Consider the following 18,051-nt stretch of genomic DNA (forward strand, 5'->3'; position numbering starts at 1 on the left):
TGAAATCAGAACTATTTTATCTAAAGAAATACAACTCCATACTGGAGTTGACACAGGAAATAAAACAGTATATAAAATATTATAATAACGAGCGAATACGTATTAATTTAAATGGAATGAGCCCGGTAGAATACCGAGCTCATTATATTAAAAAGATTGCATAACTTCGTCCAACTTTTTGGGGTCAGTCCAATTAAAGGGTCTTTGTTTTAGTTAGTTGTGGAAGTCTTTAATAAACTTCCTATTTCTACATCTGGGTAAATCTCTTGGAAACTATAGGTTTTATCATGTAGTTTTTTATAGATAAAATCCCTAGACACATCCTGAATACTCTGGCATCCTGCAGCTGAGAGTAGATCCATAAAATCTGAGATAGTACGCTGGTGGTAATTATATACCCTTTTATCTTTCTCTGTAATGACTAAACCATTTACCAAGCGGGCATTATTGGTTGCCACACCTGTTGGACACTCATTGGTATGGCATTTAAGAGCTTGTATACATCCAATAGCCAACATCATTCCTCTTGCTGAATTGGTGATATCAGCACCAATACAAAGAGCTTTGAAGATATCAAAGGCTGTAAAGATTCTAGTGGCTGTAATTACTTTAATGTGCTTCTTTAAATCATACCCTCTTAAGGTATCTACTACAAAGCACAAAGCTTCCTCCCATGGCATACCTACGTGATCGGTGAAATCTAAAGGAGCAGCTCCTGTTCCTCCTTCTCCCCCATCTACGGTGATAAAATCAGGAATAATACCAGTTTGAATAATTGCCTCACAAATGTCTATGAACTCTTTTTTACTTCCTATAGCTAGTTTAAAGCCTACTGGTTTACCACCTGATAAACGGCGTAACTCCGCGATAAACTCCATCATTTCTATTGGATTAGAAAAAGCCGTATGACTTGGAGGAGAGAAAATAGTAGTATGAGGCTTTACTCCTCTAATTTTAGCAATCTCATCGTTGTTTTTAGATGCAGGTAAGATTCCTCCATGCCCAGGTTTAGCTCCTTGAGAAAGCTTTAAAGAAATCATCTTTACTTGGGGTATATTAACGGTCTTAGCAAAATTTTCTGCAGAGAATTTTCCCTCTGGTGTTCTACATCCAAAATAACCCGTTCCTACTTGGTAGACTAAATCACCACCTAATAAATGGTAAGGAGAAATCCCTCCTTCTCCAGTATCGTGCATAAAGCCTCCTTGTTTAGCACCTAGATTCAAAGCCGAAATAGCATTTTTACTTAATGCTCCAAAACTCATAGCTGAGATATTAAACAAACTAGCACTATAAGGAGCGCTACATTGGTGATTTCCCACTATATTACGAGGAGCTTCACTAAGGCGTTTACCAGCGTAAATACTGTGGCGCATCCATATATAATTCTCCTCATTGACATTTAACTCTGTACCAAAGGGATGGTTTTCATTTTCTAATTTAGCCCTAGCATATACGTAAGTTCTCACGTTCCTACTAATTGGTTTTCCTTTAGTGTTTCCCTCAATAAAATACTGGTGCAACTCTGGTGAAATACTTTCTAATAAAAAACGCATATGCCCTATTATAGGGAAGTTTCGAAGAATAGTACGTTTGGTTTGAAGAATATCATAAATCCCTATACCTAATAGTCCAAGAACAATCAAGGCTATACCTATACTTGTTTTAATGAAGGTTAAAAAAATAAGGGCAATTGTGACTATAAAGAACACAGTAAAACGAATCGCTATTTTCATATCTAAATTAATTTTCTACTAAATTTAACAAAAATATACGAGAAAAACACCTTTCAAAAAGAATATATAGCTCCTTGTTTCACTTATAAATCTACTTTATATAGCTCCTGCCCCTTAGAGTACTGCCTTAACAACAAGGACAATAAGACAAATAAATCTTTCCACTTTAGTTTATACTTAAATATAAAAAGGGTTGTTTAGCAACTAAACAACCCTTTTTAAAGTATTTTTTAAATTGGTACTTATACCATTTGATCTTCTGCACTTTTTCTAAATACAAAATTCCCATAAATATGTCTTTTTGCAAAACGTGTAGGGGAATCTGCATTTACCATTTTGATGTAAGTGTTTCTAGGAACTCCTAAGTATTCATAAGTAACACCATTTAAGTGTTGAATCTTCAATACTTGCTTTTCAAAGTAAAAATCAAAAATAGCAGATTCTACTACAGTAGCCTGGTATACTTCTTGATTATTTTGATGAGTCTCTGGATTGATACTTACTAAAAAGTGGTAAGCCTCAATTACAGCTTTACTTTTAACCTCGGCTTCTTGCAATCCTTGCTCGTCATTAGCAAATTTATCTGGATGCGAATCCTTCATTGTATTTCTGTAAATAGTCTTTAACTCTTGTAAGGTAGCAGTTTTATCTACTCCTAAAAGTCTTCTGTATTCAACAACTCTTTTCATTTATCTATTTTTATTTCGGGATGCAAAAGTAGTAATTAAATTTTAAATAAACGCATAACTACCTCATTATTAATTTATTTAAGTTTTATTTTGCATTTCTACTTTTTTAAAACCTACTCTACTTCTAACAAAAACACCACTTAGGTAAAAGTATAAAGCTACTTGGTTTTTAATCAAAGCTTAAGCTTTTACAAAACTGTTTGTACTTTGTAAAATTCGGCGCCATTTAAAGTAACCAATCACTGCCATTATAAATAAAAACACATTTAATATGGCATATAAATACAGGTCTTTATGAATCATTAATGGAATACAGATGATATTACTGATATTTAAGAAAATCCAATTTTCAATTTTTCTCTTAGCCATAAGCCACATACCAGCCCAAGCAAAGGCGCTTACTAAGGAATCCCAAATAGGAACATCGGAATCAGTAAAATACCTCAAGAAATTATAAAACAGTACGAAAGTCCCTACCACAATACCCCAAACTATATAATGCTCTTTGCCTGTGATAGTGGAAATTTCACTTTGTTTTTTGTGGCTACCATAACGCCAAAATATCCATCCATAAATACTCATAATTAAGTAATAAAGATTTAATACAAACTCGGCGTAGAGTTTGGAGCTAAACATAACATAAAGGCTTAATGAAATACCTGCAATACCAAATAAATAGGTGTTGCTGTTGTTTTTTGTGGCTAAAGTCACTTGAACAATGGAAAATAGTACTGCTAAGGCTTCCCCTAGAGAGATTTGTTGGATAATTTGAATCATCATATAGCTTTTAAAATAAGTAAATGATGAGATGATTTACGTAATTTCCTTTTTTAGCATTATCTAAAAAGTGTGGGGAAAAACCCCTGGGTATCATCTCAGCCGTTAATTAAATAACAGCACCCCTTTTAACAAGGCCTAAAGGTAATCTATTTTAAAACCATAAAACAAATAAAAACGTATCTTCAAGTAAATCGGGGTCTTTAAAAGATAAAAAACATTTTTGAAAACTCTAAAATACGCAACAAACCTTCTAAGTAAAACAATATATTATTCAAAGAAAAGCAGTAACTTAATTTTTTAAATCTTAATCATTTTGTAATGAAACTATTCCAATACTTTTTTTTCACTCTATTACTTAGTATTCCCTCTGAATTATTATCTCAAAATAAGCTCGTAAATCTAGACTCCTTGCAAAAAATAGAAAATCGCTATTACTATCCTAATACAAATAAACCATATAGCTCCAAGGCATATACACTTTACCCTAACAAAAAAGATAGAGAATCTGTTTTAAAACTTAAAAAAGGTCGTATTACTGGAAAAGCAACCTATTTTTATCCTTCTGGGCAAATTAAGTATACCACAAGATTTAAAGATAATCTACACCATGGTAAAGCACGCTATTATAACGAAAACCAACAATTAAGCTCAACTGCAGTCTTAAAAAATAGTAAAAGACATGGAAAGCAAATTAATTTTGACCACAACGGATTAAAAAAAAATCAATTTGTCTATAAAAACAATAAATTAAATGGCCCTTTTAGGTATTACCACCCTAATGGAAAATATGCTGTTAAAGGAAGATTTAAAGACGGTGAATTTTCTAAAAGTACTTCTGCTTACTTTGAAAATGGAGTATTAAAAACCAATTACTCTTTTGATCGAAACAAGACTTATAATCTTACAAAAGGGTATTACCCTGATGGTAAATTTGCCTATGAGAAAAAAGTTATGAAAGATATAACCAATACAAAGGGCTACTATCCAAATGGTAGTCTAAAATTCAAGTATTCCATGTTTAAAGACAACCTAAATGGCATGCTTTATACCTATACACCCAAACAAGACCTTGCTAGTCAACTATACTTTAATAATGGTAATCTACAAGGTATTATCTTCTATAGTGATAACCCGCAAGACATGGAGCAGATTGTTGAAAAAACCAAAGAATTTATTAATATGGATTTTTAGTGTTTTTTAAAAAACTGTTATCCCCTTTATAAACATAAACCCCTAGAAATATTCTCTTTTACAAATCAATCTCTATGGTAGTCCCCTTGTCGCTAGAAACAATACGCAAGGAGTCTTTGTTATTGGTTAACTCCAATCGGCGCTGAATAATACTAATTCCCTTTGAAACCCTTTTAGTAGAATTCCCTTGTTTGAATCCTACCCCATTATCAGTTAATATAAGGCGCCAAGAATGAGCTAATTGAACTACTTTTAAGGTAATAGTAGGATTAGTTACTGTATTATTAAATCCATGTATGATAGAGTTTTCCACAAAAGGCTGTAATAACATAGGGGTAATAAAAATATTAGTAGGCTCAGCATCCGCATCCATCTCTACTTTAAAATTCACTTTATTATTTACCCTTATATTTTCAATTTCTATATATTTCTCTATGTACTCAATTTCTTGTTTTAAGTTAACTTGTTTGTAATCCGAATAGGTTAAAGTTGTACGAATTAAGCTAGCAAAACGCTCAATATAATACAGGGCCTTATCCACATCATTGCTAATGATAAAGAATTGTATAGAACTCAAGACATTAAACAAAAAGTGAGAATTCATCTGACTTTGTAAAGCTTGAAGCTTTACATCTGCTAATTGTTTCTCTAGTAGCAGCTGTTTTTCTTGTACCTTATTCTTTTGGGATATATAATAAAGTTGTTTTTCTTGTTTTTTAGTTAATATAGAAATCCTAATGCTATAAATAACGGCTAAAACACATAAAAGCAAGATAAAACAACAGGTAATAAACCAGTAGGTTTTATAAAAAGGAGGAGATATAGTAAGCTCTAATAGCTCTACGACTTTAACCTGCCCGCTTGCCAAGTCACTTACCTGTAATTCTACATGGTACTGCCCTGTGTTTAAATAAAACAGGCTAATAGTATTGCTTTGTTTAATAGGTTTCCAAGGTTCGCTTGGCATAAGGCGATATTGAAAGCTAATCTTATCGGGATACTCGAATCGCCTAGTTACAAAGTTAATCACCACATTGTTTTGCGTTGAATTTAGCACCAAACTAGCCGTTTTCTGCTGAGTATCTGAATCGTGTAGTTCAATAGCTTTATCATTGATAAGTACCTCACTTAGCGATATGTCAAAGTCAAAGGAATTCATCGAGCCAAAGAAAAGAGTATTTACCTCAAAAAACCCCTCATAACTCCCCAAATACAGAATACTATCTCCTTGTACACCACAAGTAAGGTTACTATCGAAGATTCCCTGTTCTTGGTCCAAGAAGAAATGTCTATCCCCAACAAAAGCATTAACTCCTAAGTTAGTACCCACAAATAAAAGATCCTTTTTTTGCTCTAAAAACCTTATATCATGACCTATTACTTTAGTAAAAGGAACAATAGGCTTGGGTATTTGCTGTTCTAACACCTCTATATCCCAAGTAGTATTAATGGAATAAATATCGTTAAAATCAGTGGCAACTATTAGCTGCTCACTAGGGGTTATACTAATTTTCTTTATTTTCTTCTCTTGTAAAATTCCCTTTTCATACCAAGAGGTGAAATAACCATCTTTATAGTGAAAAACACCTTTTAAAGCTGTTCCAAAATAAACCCCATTATCTCCTACAGCCATAGATACTACCTCTGTAGGGATATTGGATATCTCTTTATTTAAGCGCACATTATCCCAATGATGGAAATAAATATATTCAAAATTCTTAATATCAGTAAATACCCTAATTCCTCCGTAAGGCACTGCCATTACCAAACTATCTTTATAAAAATCAAACACATAGGTATGTACAGGATAGTAATCAATAATAGCACTTTTTGCCATATCTATTTCAAATAGACCAATATTGGAACTCACCCAAAGACTATTATTATAAACTTTCGAACTATAAAACACTACCTCTTGATAAGTGGTAGAATAATCAATTGGGAAGAAATGCTCTTTAATAGTAGCCCTTTGGCTGTATTTATGGGAATTCTTTACTTGAAAGTCTTTGAATTGCTTTAAATCAATTTTATCTAAAACTTGGTTGTTTTTAAAGACACTTAAGCCATCTTTGGCAAACACAAAAGCCTTTTTATTGGCAGTAGCAATAGTATAAACTATCCCTTTTAGAGGCTCATGACGCACTGGGGCATCTAAATCAACTTGAAAAAAACCCGCATTTTTACTGCTTATATATAGAAAATGATGCTTAGGATCAAATGTCATACTACTTAACCCAGTAGTAGGTAAAGAAAACTGCGAGCTTAAACTATGGATCTCATTATCCCATAGACTAAATATTCCTCCTTGACTTTGGTAAGCTCCAGAGGCTAGAAAATAGGTCTGGCAATTAATTTCTACATAATCTCTTACATTATCTAAATCATATTTATGTATCAATTGTAAGTTCTCTGTAGACAATTCTAATAGGCCATCTTGGGTACCCAAATAAATAGCCTTATTATCCGAATAACAAGAAAGAATCTTTTTGGTATCTAAAACCTTCTCAAGTGTATCGGGCTTTACTAAGTAAACTCCATCATTTATAGTAGTGGCATATACTTGTCCTTTAGTTTGAAAAAAACCACTAACTTCAAAATAGTAATCTTTATCTTGCTCAAAATAAGGACTTATAACACTATGATCCACAGTATTAATAATAGAAACTCCATTTTGAGTTCCTACATAAATCTGGTCATTATAATAAAAAAGAGCCCTAGCTCTATCACTTATTAGATCCGTTTTATGATCAAAAAGTTTATACTCTTTTGCTTTTAAGTATAAAACTCCCTGTCCATAACTCGCACTCCATATACCACCATCTTTGTCTTCTGTGATATCAAAGATATTATTAAACTTCAAGGCCTTGCTAATTGGCTCTTGTAAAAACAAAGCCATTTGCTTTTTGATTAGTCCAGCGCTTGAACCAAGGTATAAATCGCTATTAGAGGCTATAAAAACCTTATTAATATCATTGGATATCAATCCTTCATTTAACGTATATTGCTTACTTAAAATAAACTGAGCATGTAAAAAAGGACTGCAAAATAAGAGTAATAAATATACAACCAGGTTTTTTAACTTCATAGGATTAGCTTTTCTAACGTATCCTTATAGGTCTTAGAAACTGGTAAAGCATCCAAGCTTTCAAAACATGGAACTTTTAATTCAATTTGCTTTTGCTCTTTACTATAATTTCTAACGTGATTTAAATTGACAATAAAGCTTTTATGTACACGTAAGAACCTGTCCTCAGGAAGTCTGTTCTTAATATCTTTTAAGGTCTTACTTTGAATGTACTTTTCTTTAGCTGTAACAATAGCACAATAACTTCCCTCCCCTTTACAATAAATTATTTCATCTAAATGAATAAGTTCACGTTTATTGTTGGTGTGAGAAATCAAACGAAAGCAATTCTCTTTTTCGTATTTATCCTGATAACGATTGAAAATACTCTTTAGATTATCTCTTTCAATAGGCTTTGTGATATAACCAAAACAACCTAACTCATTTACAGAGTAGGACATATGTTCGGCATAAGCTGTTACAAATACAACCTCAAAATCACTTGTATCTATTTGTTTAAAAAGTTCGAATCCATTTTCACCTGGCATTTCGATGTCTAAAAAAACAATATCAGCCCTATGTTTGTCTAGTATTTGTATAGCAGATTGTACAGAGTCACATAAATGAAAAACATGTGTGTTTAAAGGATATAAAAATTCAATGTATTTTTGTATCAGTGCCCTATTATTAGGCTCATCATCAATGATAACAAGAGTTAAGTCTTCCATAAAGTAATTGTAAGTAAAAGTGTAAGGCAAATATAACCAAGTTTTGCTGAGCCTCTAAAGACTTATAGCTAAATATCTACAATATCTAAGATTTTGTTTCAATTATGCTATACATAGTGCGACTTTATTCTTAAAACTACTATTTCTAATGCATGTAAAAAATAGTATATGCACAAGTGGCTATTCTCTGTAAATAATTAAAAGCAATACACACCTACTTACTTCCCTTTAATACTAACTTATTTTCAATATGCTTATTTAGACTATTATATGACTTAGTTCTAAACAACAATTCGCTTCTTAAATATTTATTGTCATAATTATCAACTATAAACTGAGCTAAGGACTCACTTGGGGTAATATCAAAAGTACCAAACTCCCCAGCTGTTATTACTTTTTCTAAAAATAATTCTTTGTCAAAACGCATTAAATCTTCTGCGAAAAGAAAGACAACTTCCGTATCCACCTTGTGGTCAATTAACTCCATCATTCTTTTATAATCAAAATCCAATTCCAAGATCTGAAAATACAACAAACAGGCATTAGGTGTATATAAAAAGCTATTTCTCAAGCGAGAAAATGTCAGACTTCGAAATTTTTTAAACTCTGGGGTACCACCAAAAAATTCTTGTATTAATTTATAATCATCTATATGACTTTCAGCGCTAAAACTTTCCAATGCCAAGTGTGCTTGTCCCTCTAAATCATTACTATCTTCATAAATCTTTTTCAAAATGATTTCGTATGCTACATTATACTCTCTCTTGACATTACTCTTTATACAAAGCAAAGCATATTTCTTTGCCAGTTCTTTGTCCAATGCCAATAGATTTTCAATCAACGTTAGATTGTACTTATTTTCATAGGTAATTGGCTCAAACAAAGTATAATGTTCTTTAAATAGTTCTTCTTTAATAAAATAGTTTAAAAGCATCATAACCTGTTTTGGTTCAAAGTAATGTTTCTGCGAACCGAATTTTTGTAAACCAAGAACTATTTCTTTATTCAAGAAGTCCTTGTAGTCCTTGGAAGGAGATTCTAATAGTTTATTTAATAATATAAGGTTAATTATTCCTCTATCCTGTTCGTATCCTTGGAATACTTCTTCTAATATAACCAAAAGAGCATTTTCAACTAGAGAAGTATCTTTAAGGTTCAAAAGAGAATGGGCATAAAACAAAGCGATGTTCTCTACCAGTTTTTCGGTGCGTTTACTTGTGAAGCTCACGCTATATTTAAATCGTTTAACTTGTTCTCCAATTGTGTGAAATAATTCAAAGGCTTCTTTAGTATAAACCTTTAATGCTATGTAATTACGCACTGGCTCAAGAGCCAATTCTAACATATCCACTAGACTTTTAATCAAAGTAGCGTCAGCAGTTTTTCGTTTGCCTATTACACTTGTAAAGGTCTTGTCAATAATCTGCTCTACCGAAGAAGTTGTATAGGAAATAGCCTGTTTATCTTGAAAATGCAATATAAAATGCTGTTCTACTTCTTTATTCTTGTCAAATAATTCTACTAGCCATGCGTACACTAAATCTTTATCCTTTTCTTGTAAAAGTTTTTGTGCAGGGGTTAACCTAAGCGATGGACTTTTTTTATTGGATACAGGAGTTTTCTTGTTTTGTCCGCTTAACGTATTGTCAATAGCCAAAACCATAGCACTTTTGTGTAAGCAAGAAGATTTAGAAGCATCACAGTCACATGTCATATCGGTAATAGTACTGGCCTTTAGAAAAATACTAACATCAAAACTATGCTCTTTATCATCCACAAATCCCATCCAATGTCCTTTATCTACACATTCTAGTTCACGTACCTTTAGGCTACTTATAGTCTGTTGGTCTTTTTTGTTTAAAGTCTTAAGATGTTGTTTGATAGTCATAGGAATACTTTTAAAAGAAAACTCAAATATAACATAAGTTTACCCTTGTTGTAGCAAAAGACTATAGACTAATACATAAGTTTTTTATTTAAATACCTTGCTAATTGAGTTGTACCGCTTTTAAAGTTTTAATTATCACAATAAAATACCCTATATTAGAACTTAATTTCTTTTTTATTACACTAAATAAAAGCTAATGAAACAAACTATCCCTGTAAACGGTGAAGATTTAAACAAAACATATACTAAAGACAAAGTCGCTTTGGCTATAGTATTTTTCACAGGCTTAGTAATATTAATTAGCTTTATTGCAGATAAGATAATGGATTATTTTGAGCTTACTAAAGAGCAAATAAACGCTCCAGAATTCACCTCTTTAGGCCAAGAAATATTTGTAAGTGTCTTATTAGCCCCTTTAGTAGAAACTTTATTATTCCAAGTATTAATATATGGTATAGTAAAGAAGGTACTGAAAAATGTGGAATCCTATGGCTTTATTATCACCTATTTAGCAGCCTCTTGTCTACTTTTTGCATTGGGACATAAATATTCTATTTATTACCAAATAATCACCTTTTTCTTTGGCCTTGTATTTTCTTTATCCTATCTATATTTTAAAAAGGCATCGAGATATCCTATCACATGTGTAGTAGTGATACACACTCTATATAATCTATTTACTACAGTAATGGATCATATAGGCTAATTCGTTTTAATTAGTAATAGATAATAGAAGCTCATCCATATAGAAAAATGTCCATTAACAACATAATCCTCCCCCTATTTATTGAAATTACCTTAAGCTAAAGTATAAGTGGCCAACCCGCTTTTTACTACCTTTATTAGTACTCCTCCTTTATTAGCACTCCTCCTTTATTAATATGATGTTTTATAATATTTCCTTCAGGGGTATATTGTATATACTCCCCTTCTCTAAACCCATTGAGGTAATAACTCTTTTCTTGCAGTTGGCCATTTTCATAATACCTTTCAACTAAACCATCTAACTGCCCGTTTAAATAGTTTTCGATGTCTTTCAAGACCCTATTACTATAGTAAGAATACCTTTGAATCATCTGCCCATCTACATATATTTTTCGCTCTTTTAGGCTCCCATCCAAAAAAAACTTGTCTGAATCACCATGCAAGATGCCATCTTGATAAAATTCTCTACCTACTTCTTGTCCATTTTCATATTCTACCTTACTTTTTAATTCTCCTTGCTCATCAAAAAAGGAAAATAAACCTTCTTGAAGTCCATCTTTATAAAACTCTTTTGTTTTAGGATTTCCATTTTCATAATAGTAAGCAAAATCCCCATGCTTTACTCCTTGCTTATAATTCTCAGTACTTTTAATTTCACCATCTTCAAAATAAAAAATACTTAAGCCTTCTTGCACATCCCCATCAAAGTCTGCCTCTAGAGACTTAATTCCAGTAATTGGAAAGTATTGTACTACGTGAACTCTTCTATCCTTAGCAAAAGTTTCTGTAGAAGTTAAACGACCTCCAGAGGTGAAAAAATAATTTTTTCCATGTTTTAGTCCCTGTTCAAAATTTAATTCAGCCAAAAAATCTCCATTGGTATCATATTGTTTAGAAATACCTTGTTTTAAACCATCACTATAATACTCTAAGGTTTTTAGATTCCCTGATTCATAAAAGGCTTTATAAATGCTATCGTATTGTCCATCTTTTAAATAGACCTGTTCATAAATTGCTCCACTATCGAAATAACTTTGGGCAAAACCACTAAAAAGTGTAGATGAACCTTTTTTATAGAACCCCTCTTTACTATATACTAGATCATCCAGATCTTGTGGTTTTTCACTACAACCAATTAAGGTTATACAAATCATTAAAACTACCCATAATTTATTATTCATCTGTTTTTTGGCTTTGTTAATTATCAATTCTATTTCCCTTCAAATTTAAAATAATTTATTTTATAAGTACTCTACCGGATCTCCTTGATTTGTGTTGCCTTAAGTCCTTAGAGTAAAAAAGAAATGAACATTATTGCAAGGTTAACTCCATCAAGATAAGTCTATTTTAATCAACACTCTCCATTAAAGCGTTTTACTAATTAAGTTAACAAATACCATTTACCAACTAAAACACTAAAAAAAACAAACAACCCTTAATCAAACAAACTATTATAACAAAATTCAGCAATACAACACTTATACATAATAACTATATTTTGTTATTTTAGCAAAATATAACCTAACCAAAGGGAGTAATACACCTTCTATTTTAATGTAAATAATCCTACTCAATCCATACAGTATGAATCACTTTTTTAGCTTCTCTTTTATACTACTATTTTCAAGTATAGCATTTTCTCAAAGCCCATTAGATACAATTTTCGCGCCCATTAAGGTGGCTACGCCTCCCTCTGATGCTTATATTGGTTTATCTCAATTAGAAAATGGGGAGATTAGACACTATAATTACGGAGAGCAAAGTTTACCAGGAACCTTTTATCTTTCTAGTAAAGATAAAGGCCTTACTTGGGATAAAGTCCCTTATGCAAAAGATAGGACTAATGCAGATGTTCAAAACCCAACTACTAAAGAGTATATTCGCCTTACAAATATGGGTAAGCAAGGGGTATATAGTATTGTGAGGTCCCCTGATGATCAGGAGAATTTACGAATTAGTAAAGTAGCTGATAGAGGCTCCATTATGCTAAAACCACCTGTTTTTACCAATCAAGGGAAAACCATTATTGTAGCTGCACATGGAGATGTATCTCCAAAAGGATGCTATACTTATGTCTCTAACGACTATGGACAAACTTGGCAAACCTCGAGTATTGTTACAGTACCTGATCACCAAGGAGGAGGATTTCACCAAGGTATTCGCTGGAACCATGGCGCTGTAGAGCCCACCGTAGTAGAGTTAAAAGATGGAACCCTTTGGATGATTATGAGAACTTCCTTAGATTATCATTATCAATCCTTTTCCAAAGATGGTGGTTTAACCTGGTCACAGGCTAGTCCAAGCCCTTTTTATGGAACCATCACAATGCCAACCATAGGAAGGTTATCCGATGGTAGTTTACTTATGCTTTGGTGTAATACTACTCCAATGCCAGAGGTTGGAAATACCAATGGTGTTTGGGATGATGTATTTACCAATAGAGATGTAACTCACGCGGCCATTTCTAAAGACGATGGAAAAACTTGGATCGGTTTTAGAGAACTTTACCGCAATCCTATGCGAAACGAGTCTAACTACGCAACCCTTGGCGGTGGGGTGGATAGAGGCTCGCATCAAGCTCAATTCCTGGAAGTAGAGCCTGGCAAAATTCTAGTGTCTCTAGGGCAACATTCCCTTCACAGAGCTATGGTTTTATTTGATGTTAAGTGGCTAGAAGAAACTAAGTTTCACAACAACTTTGAAAATGATTTACAGGACTGGACTAGTTTTAATTATATACAGGGAATTAAAGGACATTGTAGCTATGACCGCATACAAGGGGTTGAGCTTTGCCTAGACCCTGAAAATAAAAACAATTCTACTTTACACTTATCTTACCAACAAGACCCTAATTTAGTGGAAGATACAAGAGGAGCACTTTGGAATTTTGGTGCTACAAAAAAAGGGGTATTAACCACTAACATACGTATAACGGGAGGGGATGAGAATATTTCCCTAATCTTAAACGACAGATGGTTTAACCCTTCTGATAAAGTAGCAAAAGCACAAAATATTTTTGAAATACAATTAAATCCAAAAGACTTAGGTATTTCCGATGATAAATGGCATACAGTTAGTATCCACTGGGATTTAAACCAGAAAAAACCAAGGGCCTTTGTAATGGTAGATGGCAAAAAGACAAAACAAACTATCCCATTAAATGATAGCTCTTTACACGGAATTAGTTATGCTCATTTTATTGCTACCCCAAACACCGATAAACAGACAAACTTATTTATAAAAGATATTTCCGTAGAATCATTAGACTTAAGATAACCTAAGAATTAGATACAATATTCAAAGTAGATAATCCTCTAAAGAAGTATTAGGTATTTACTTTTTACAAAAAACACATTTATAGCTAAAAGCTAAGTAATCTTCTAGCTATAAATGTTATAATCTTCTTTGGATTGGATTACTAAGATCAGTAAGCTTTTGATTAAACTCTGCTCTTTGCACATCATTTATCTCTAAGGTTATCCCTATAGCTTGGCTAGCCTGCATAAAGCATTTAGTAAATACTACCTTACTATATTAACAGAGATAAAGCATTTTCATTATCTATCCCATTACCTAAAAAAACCAAACCTTACTCTACAAAATAACCTACAATAGCACATTAAAAGGAACGCTTCTAAATAGCTAATCGAATGTATAAACTGCCCTTTTTATCCTTAGTTTTGCTTCAAACTCAATACAATTATAGATATGTCAAAAACAAAACTTACCATTAATGATAATGGATCGGTAAAAATCGAAGGAGATTTTGAAATCGTAGATAAACATGGAAATGCTTATGGATTACAAGGAAGAACAGTAGTTTCTATCTGTCGTTGTGGATTGTCTAAAAACATGCCATTTTGTGATGGTGCTCATAAAGGACAATTTGTTCATAATGCAGAGGCATTTGACTTACCTCCTAAAAAAGCATAAACTTATAAGAGGAATGATTTTTTGTAAAAACACAGAATTCTACCTTATACTATTATCCCCCTTATGGATAGGTTTTATATACCTAACTATAAGGGGGATATTTTTTTACTTTATTAAAAACAGTCACTAAGACAATTTACTCTTTAATAATAATCTCTATAAATCTTTAGTGCCTGCATGGAATACCAATGAAGTAGCTATTATTTCTTTAGTACTATGTATTCTTCCTGTGAACCTTCGTAAAGCACTCCTACTCCATCTCCAGTAAAACTGACACCTTCTATTGATTTGTAATTATCTAGACAATTATATTCTTTCTTTGCTGTACTATTAGCGCCATTATTTAAAGACTCTGCTGATGTGAAATTTTGTTTTTCCATAGTTTTTTTCTTATATTTTATTGTAATACTACAAGATAAATCTTATTACTATAAAAAGCAATATAACACAACTTAAAAGATAAAATTCCCTTATTTTTTCTATTAAAAGTTTGGATAGATAAAACACTCTATTGCTTTAATTTCAGATCAATTAAACACTTTGACTGTAAACCTATTTCCTTACTTGTTCACAGAAACCTAAATTAATGTCTATTATCACAGTTTACCGCAATATAGTTATAAATTGAAGGTATATAATCTACTGCTTCACATCCGAAGGAAACCCAATAAAAACCGAATAACACCTCTGGTTTATTTTTTAATAATACTCCAGTATATTGAAGTTGTGATCCCCAATCCTCTTTTTGCTCACTTGCATTGGTTGTAACAGGTGCGATGCTTTTGGATTCAGATACATCCATTAATTCCTTTCTAATAAGTTTGCCTGTTTTAGAATCTATAAGTACCAAGTGTCTATGCTGTATATCGTAAGAACTCTGTGGTAGAAAATAATCCATAAGGTAGAACTTAATATCCTTTGTAGTAAAACTATAAGCCTGAGATACCATTCTACTATCAAGTAGATCTAGTTGTTCTAGTTCTTGTAAATGGCCTATTTGACTTGGAAAATCTTTCTGATCAATCTCTTGCCAAATAATAGCTTTCATCTTACCTCTTTCAAAAGGACTCTGAGAACCAAAACTAACAAAAGTAGTAGCATAGTCTTCCCCTAAGAGATTTAAAGACTCGTTATCTATTTGAAATCCTATCATATAATCGTATTGATCATTCTGATCTTCCCCTATCTCAGAATACGGACTAAGGATAGCAACCACATCAAGTTTTTCTATTGGAAAAGAAAGGTGGGTGTCATTATGATAATCATAGATAAATAAACTATCCTTTGGTGAGATCTTTGTTGTATTAAAAAATCTTTCTCTATATTTTGCATCTAATACGATATGTTGTAGACTATCTGTATTAGTCTTTTTTAAAATAGGCACAGCTAAAGAATCTGGATGTTCACTTAAAGGATAAATATCCGAAAAGGAAACAAATCCAACTTTCCTATTTAAATATCCTTCTAAATCAGTAAGAGTAAATAATTCAAAATCGGCTGTATACTCTCCAATTACATCGGAATGATCTATTTCTTGCTCCTGCTGCAGTCCATCTAAAGTACCTACAAGTTCTACTTCACTTTCAACTTGCGTCTCTTGATCAAGAGATACATTCTTTGCCTTATCTTCTTTACATGAAGTTAGAAAGAAAAGGATTAAACCTAAAAATAAAATTGTTCTTCTCATTATAGCAATTAATTAGCCCTTAGGTAGTAGTACTACAAATTATCACCGAATAAACACCCAATAACAATCCTATATAGCACACTTTAGACCTCTTGTTAAATTTGCGCTAAAATACTTAAATAATAGAAAAAAAATAGTCCTACTTACTTTTATATTCACTTTGATACCCAATTAAATAAACACTATTTCCTTGGAACGAGAGATTGTACTACATTTTATTGTGTTTTCACCGTAAATTATTCTACATAAAATACTACAAGCCAAGTTACTGAACAAACAACTTTACACATTCTGATATATAAGGCCCCTTGATCTAGAGCTTCACTAGTAGTAAGCTACTACCAAGACTTATATATACACTTAACTGGATTCTAATAAAAACCTTAATAAAGTGCAGGTTGCCTATAATCACATTTTATGGCAATATAGGTATTAATCAGAGGTATATAATCAATCTTATCACATCCAAAGGAAGGCCAAGAAAGTCCAAATAAAACCTCTGGTCTATTTTTTAATAATTTACCGGTGTATTGTACAATGGGGTCTAGCTCATAATCCTGGTCTGGGGGAACATTTATTGTTGCAAAATACTTAGACCATGTATCACTTAAGAGCTCTTCCCTGATTAGTTTACCTGTTTTAGTATCTACAATCAACATAAGTCTATATTCAATATGGAAGATATCCTCTGGCATAAAGTAATCCATTAGGTAGATTTGATAATCCTTTGTAGCAAAACCATAGGCTTCACATATTAATCCACTATTAAGCACATCTAAATCATGTAATTCTTTTAAACGACTTTTTTGACTTGGAAAATCTTTTAGTTCCATTTTTTTCCACTCAATAGCTTGCATCTTCCCTTTTTCAAATGGACTCTGTGAGCCAAAACTAACAAAACTAGTCCTATAGTCTTGTCCTATTTGCTGCAAAGACTCCGAATCTATTTGAAATCCTATACTATAATCATACTGACTAAATAAAGACTGATCTACATCTAGCATGGGATTTGTATCTAAAATGGCTACAACCTCTAGCTGATTCAACGCAAAAGCTAGATGCACGTTGTTGCTGTAATCATAGATAAACAAACTGTCCTTTGGTGAAATCTTTGTTCCACTGAAAAATGCATCTCTGTATTTACCCTCTAATAAGATATGTTGCAAGCTATCTCTATTTGCTATCTCAGCTATGTTTAAAATAGGTACGGCTAAAGAGTCACTATGGGAACTTAAAGAATAAATATCCGAAAGGGAAACAAACCCAAATGGCTTATCCAAAAAATCTCTTAAATCTGTAAGGGTAAATAATTCAAAGTCTGCTTCATAATCTGAAGTTACGTCGTAATCATTTAGATCTTCTACCTGCTCTAGGTTATCTTGCTTCTCAAGTTCACCGACTGTATCTATTAGTTCAACCTCTCTACCAACTTGTATGTCCTTGCCATGAGATATATTCTTTGTCTTATTTTCATTACATGAAGTTAGAAAGAAAAAGATTAAACCTAAAAATAAAATTGTTCTTCTCATTGTTACAATTAATTAGCACTAAGGTAGTAGTTCTGCAAATTATCACCGAATAAATACCCAAATAAACATACTTTACTTCTAAAATATTTTGCATACCACTTACACAAATAAAATATATAAT

Annotated in this window: 15 protein-coding genes; 5 read left to right on the forward strand and 10 right to left on the reverse strand. The window is 32.3% G+C overall.

Going from position 1 to position 18,051, the window contains the following annotated elements; translation table 11 throughout:
• On the forward strand, window positions 1-164 hold a 164-nt coding region (locus ACYSNM_RS11140), incomplete at its 5' end, for an IS3 family transposase (RefSeq protein ID WP_461756392.1).
• A gap of 45 nt (window positions 165-209) precedes the next feature.
• On the opposite strand, the gene ACYSNM_RS11145 is transcribed toward ACYSNM_RS11140, so the two are convergent.
• From ACYSNM_RS11145 to pnuC, 3 genes are all read right to left on the reverse strand, one after another.
• The gene (locus ACYSNM_RS11145; protein ID WP_461756981.1) at window positions 210-1,736 is read right to left on the reverse strand and encodes an FMN-binding glutamate synthase family protein; all 1,527 of its coding nucleotides are present in this window, start codon (window positions 1,734-1,736) and stop codon (window positions 210-212) included.
• 242 nt (window positions 1,737-1,978) lie between these two features.
• Window positions 1,979-2,425 (reverse strand): KTSC domain-containing protein, encoded by a 447-nt coding sequence (locus ACYSNM_RS11150; protein ID WP_461756982.1) that lies wholly within the window; start codon window positions 2,423-2,425, stop codon window positions 1,979-1,981.
• Window positions 2,426-2,605: 180 nt separating this feature from the next.
• Window positions 2,606-3,205: a nicotinamide riboside transporter PnuC gene (pnuC, locus tag ACYSNM_RS11155; protein WP_461754247.1), complete on the reverse strand. Its 600-nt coding sequence runs from the start codon at window positions 3,203-3,205 to the stop codon at window positions 2,606-2,608.
• 318 nt (window positions 3,206-3,523) lie between these two features.
• On the opposite strand from pnuC, the gene ACYSNM_RS11160 reads away from it, so the two are divergent.
• Window positions 3,524-4,396: a toxin-antitoxin system YwqK family antitoxin gene (locus ACYSNM_RS11160; protein WP_461756983.1), complete on the forward strand. Its 873-nt coding sequence runs from the start codon at window positions 3,524-3,526 to the stop codon at window positions 4,394-4,396.
• A gap of 58 nt (window positions 4,397-4,454) precedes the next feature.
• On the opposite strand, the gene ACYSNM_RS11165 is transcribed toward ACYSNM_RS11160, so the two are convergent.
• From ACYSNM_RS11165 to ACYSNM_RS11175, 3 genes are all read right to left on the reverse strand, one after another.
• Window positions 4,455-7,481 (reverse strand): sensor histidine kinase, encoded by a 3,027-nt coding sequence (locus tag ACYSNM_RS11165; protein WP_461756984.1) that lies wholly within the window; start codon window positions 7,479-7,481, stop codon window positions 4,455-4,457.
• Complete coding sequence (locus tag ACYSNM_RS11170) at window positions 7,478-8,188, reverse strand: LytR/AlgR family response regulator transcription factor (RefSeq protein ID WP_461756985.1); 711 nt, start codon at window positions 8,186-8,188, stop codon at window positions 7,478-7,480. Before ACYSNM_RS11170 ends, ACYSNM_RS11165 begins: the two co-directional genes overlap by 4 nt.
• A 214-nt stretch (window positions 8,189-8,402) precedes the next feature.
• Entirely contained in the window at window positions 8,403-10,076 is a 1,674-nt protein-coding gene (locus tag ACYSNM_RS11175) for a hypothetical protein (RefSeq protein WP_461756986.1), read from the reverse strand.
• Between the two features lie 196 nt (window positions 10,077-10,272).
• On the opposite strand from ACYSNM_RS11175, the gene ACYSNM_RS11180 reads away from it, so the two are divergent.
• On the forward strand, window positions 10,273-10,782 hold the full coding sequence (locus ACYSNM_RS11180) for a lysostaphin resistance A-like protein (protein WP_461756987.1): 510 nt from the start codon (window positions 10,273-10,275) through the stop codon (window positions 10,780-10,782).
• Between the two features lie 136 nt (window positions 10,783-10,918).
• Here the strand turns inward: ACYSNM_RS11180 and ACYSNM_RS11185 are convergent, their stop codons facing one another.
• Window positions 10,919-11,962 carry a toxin-antitoxin system YwqK family antitoxin gene (locus ACYSNM_RS11185; protein ID WP_461756988.1) on the reverse strand — a complete coding sequence of 348 codons (1,044 nt, stop codon included), beginning with the start codon at window positions 11,960-11,962 and terminating at the stop codon, window positions 10,919-10,921.
• A gap of 403 nt (window positions 11,963-12,365) precedes the next feature.
• On the opposite strand from ACYSNM_RS11185, the gene ACYSNM_RS11190 reads away from it, so the two are divergent.
• Window positions 12,366-14,057 carry a sialidase family protein gene (locus ACYSNM_RS11190; protein WP_461756989.1) on the forward strand — a complete coding sequence of 564 codons (1,692 nt, stop codon included), beginning with the start codon at window positions 12,366-12,368 and terminating at the stop codon, window positions 14,055-14,057.
• 432 nt (window positions 14,058-14,489) lie between these two features.
• Complete coding sequence (locus tag ACYSNM_RS11195; protein WP_461754218.1) at window positions 14,490-14,714, forward strand: CDGSH iron-sulfur domain-containing protein; 225 nt, start codon at window positions 14,490-14,492, stop codon at window positions 14,712-14,714.
• 200 nt (window positions 14,715-14,914) lie between these two features.
• On the opposite strand, the gene ACYSNM_RS11200 is transcribed toward ACYSNM_RS11195, so the two are convergent.
• The 3 genes from ACYSNM_RS11200 to ACYSNM_RS11210 form a co-directional block, all read right to left on the reverse strand.
• A complete protein-coding gene (locus ACYSNM_RS11200; protein WP_461756990.1) occupies window positions 14,915-15,094 on the reverse strand; it encodes a hypothetical protein in 180 nt (59 codons plus the stop codon).
• A gap of 203 nt (window positions 15,095-15,297) precedes the next feature.
• Window positions 15,298-16,401, reverse strand: a complete 1,104-nt coding sequence (locus tag ACYSNM_RS11205) for a hypothetical protein (RefSeq protein WP_461756991.1) — start codon at window positions 16,399-16,401, stop codon at window positions 15,298-15,300.
• A gap of 383 nt (window positions 16,402-16,784) precedes the next feature.
• Window positions 16,785-17,930 carry a hypothetical protein gene (locus ACYSNM_RS11210; RefSeq protein ID WP_461756992.1) on the reverse strand — a complete coding sequence of 382 codons (1,146 nt, stop codon included), beginning with the start codon at window positions 17,928-17,930 and terminating at the stop codon, window positions 16,785-16,787.
• Window positions 17,931-18,051: the final 121 nt, after the last annotated feature.

It is taken from the genome of Myroides sp. LJL116 (assembly GCF_054871685.1).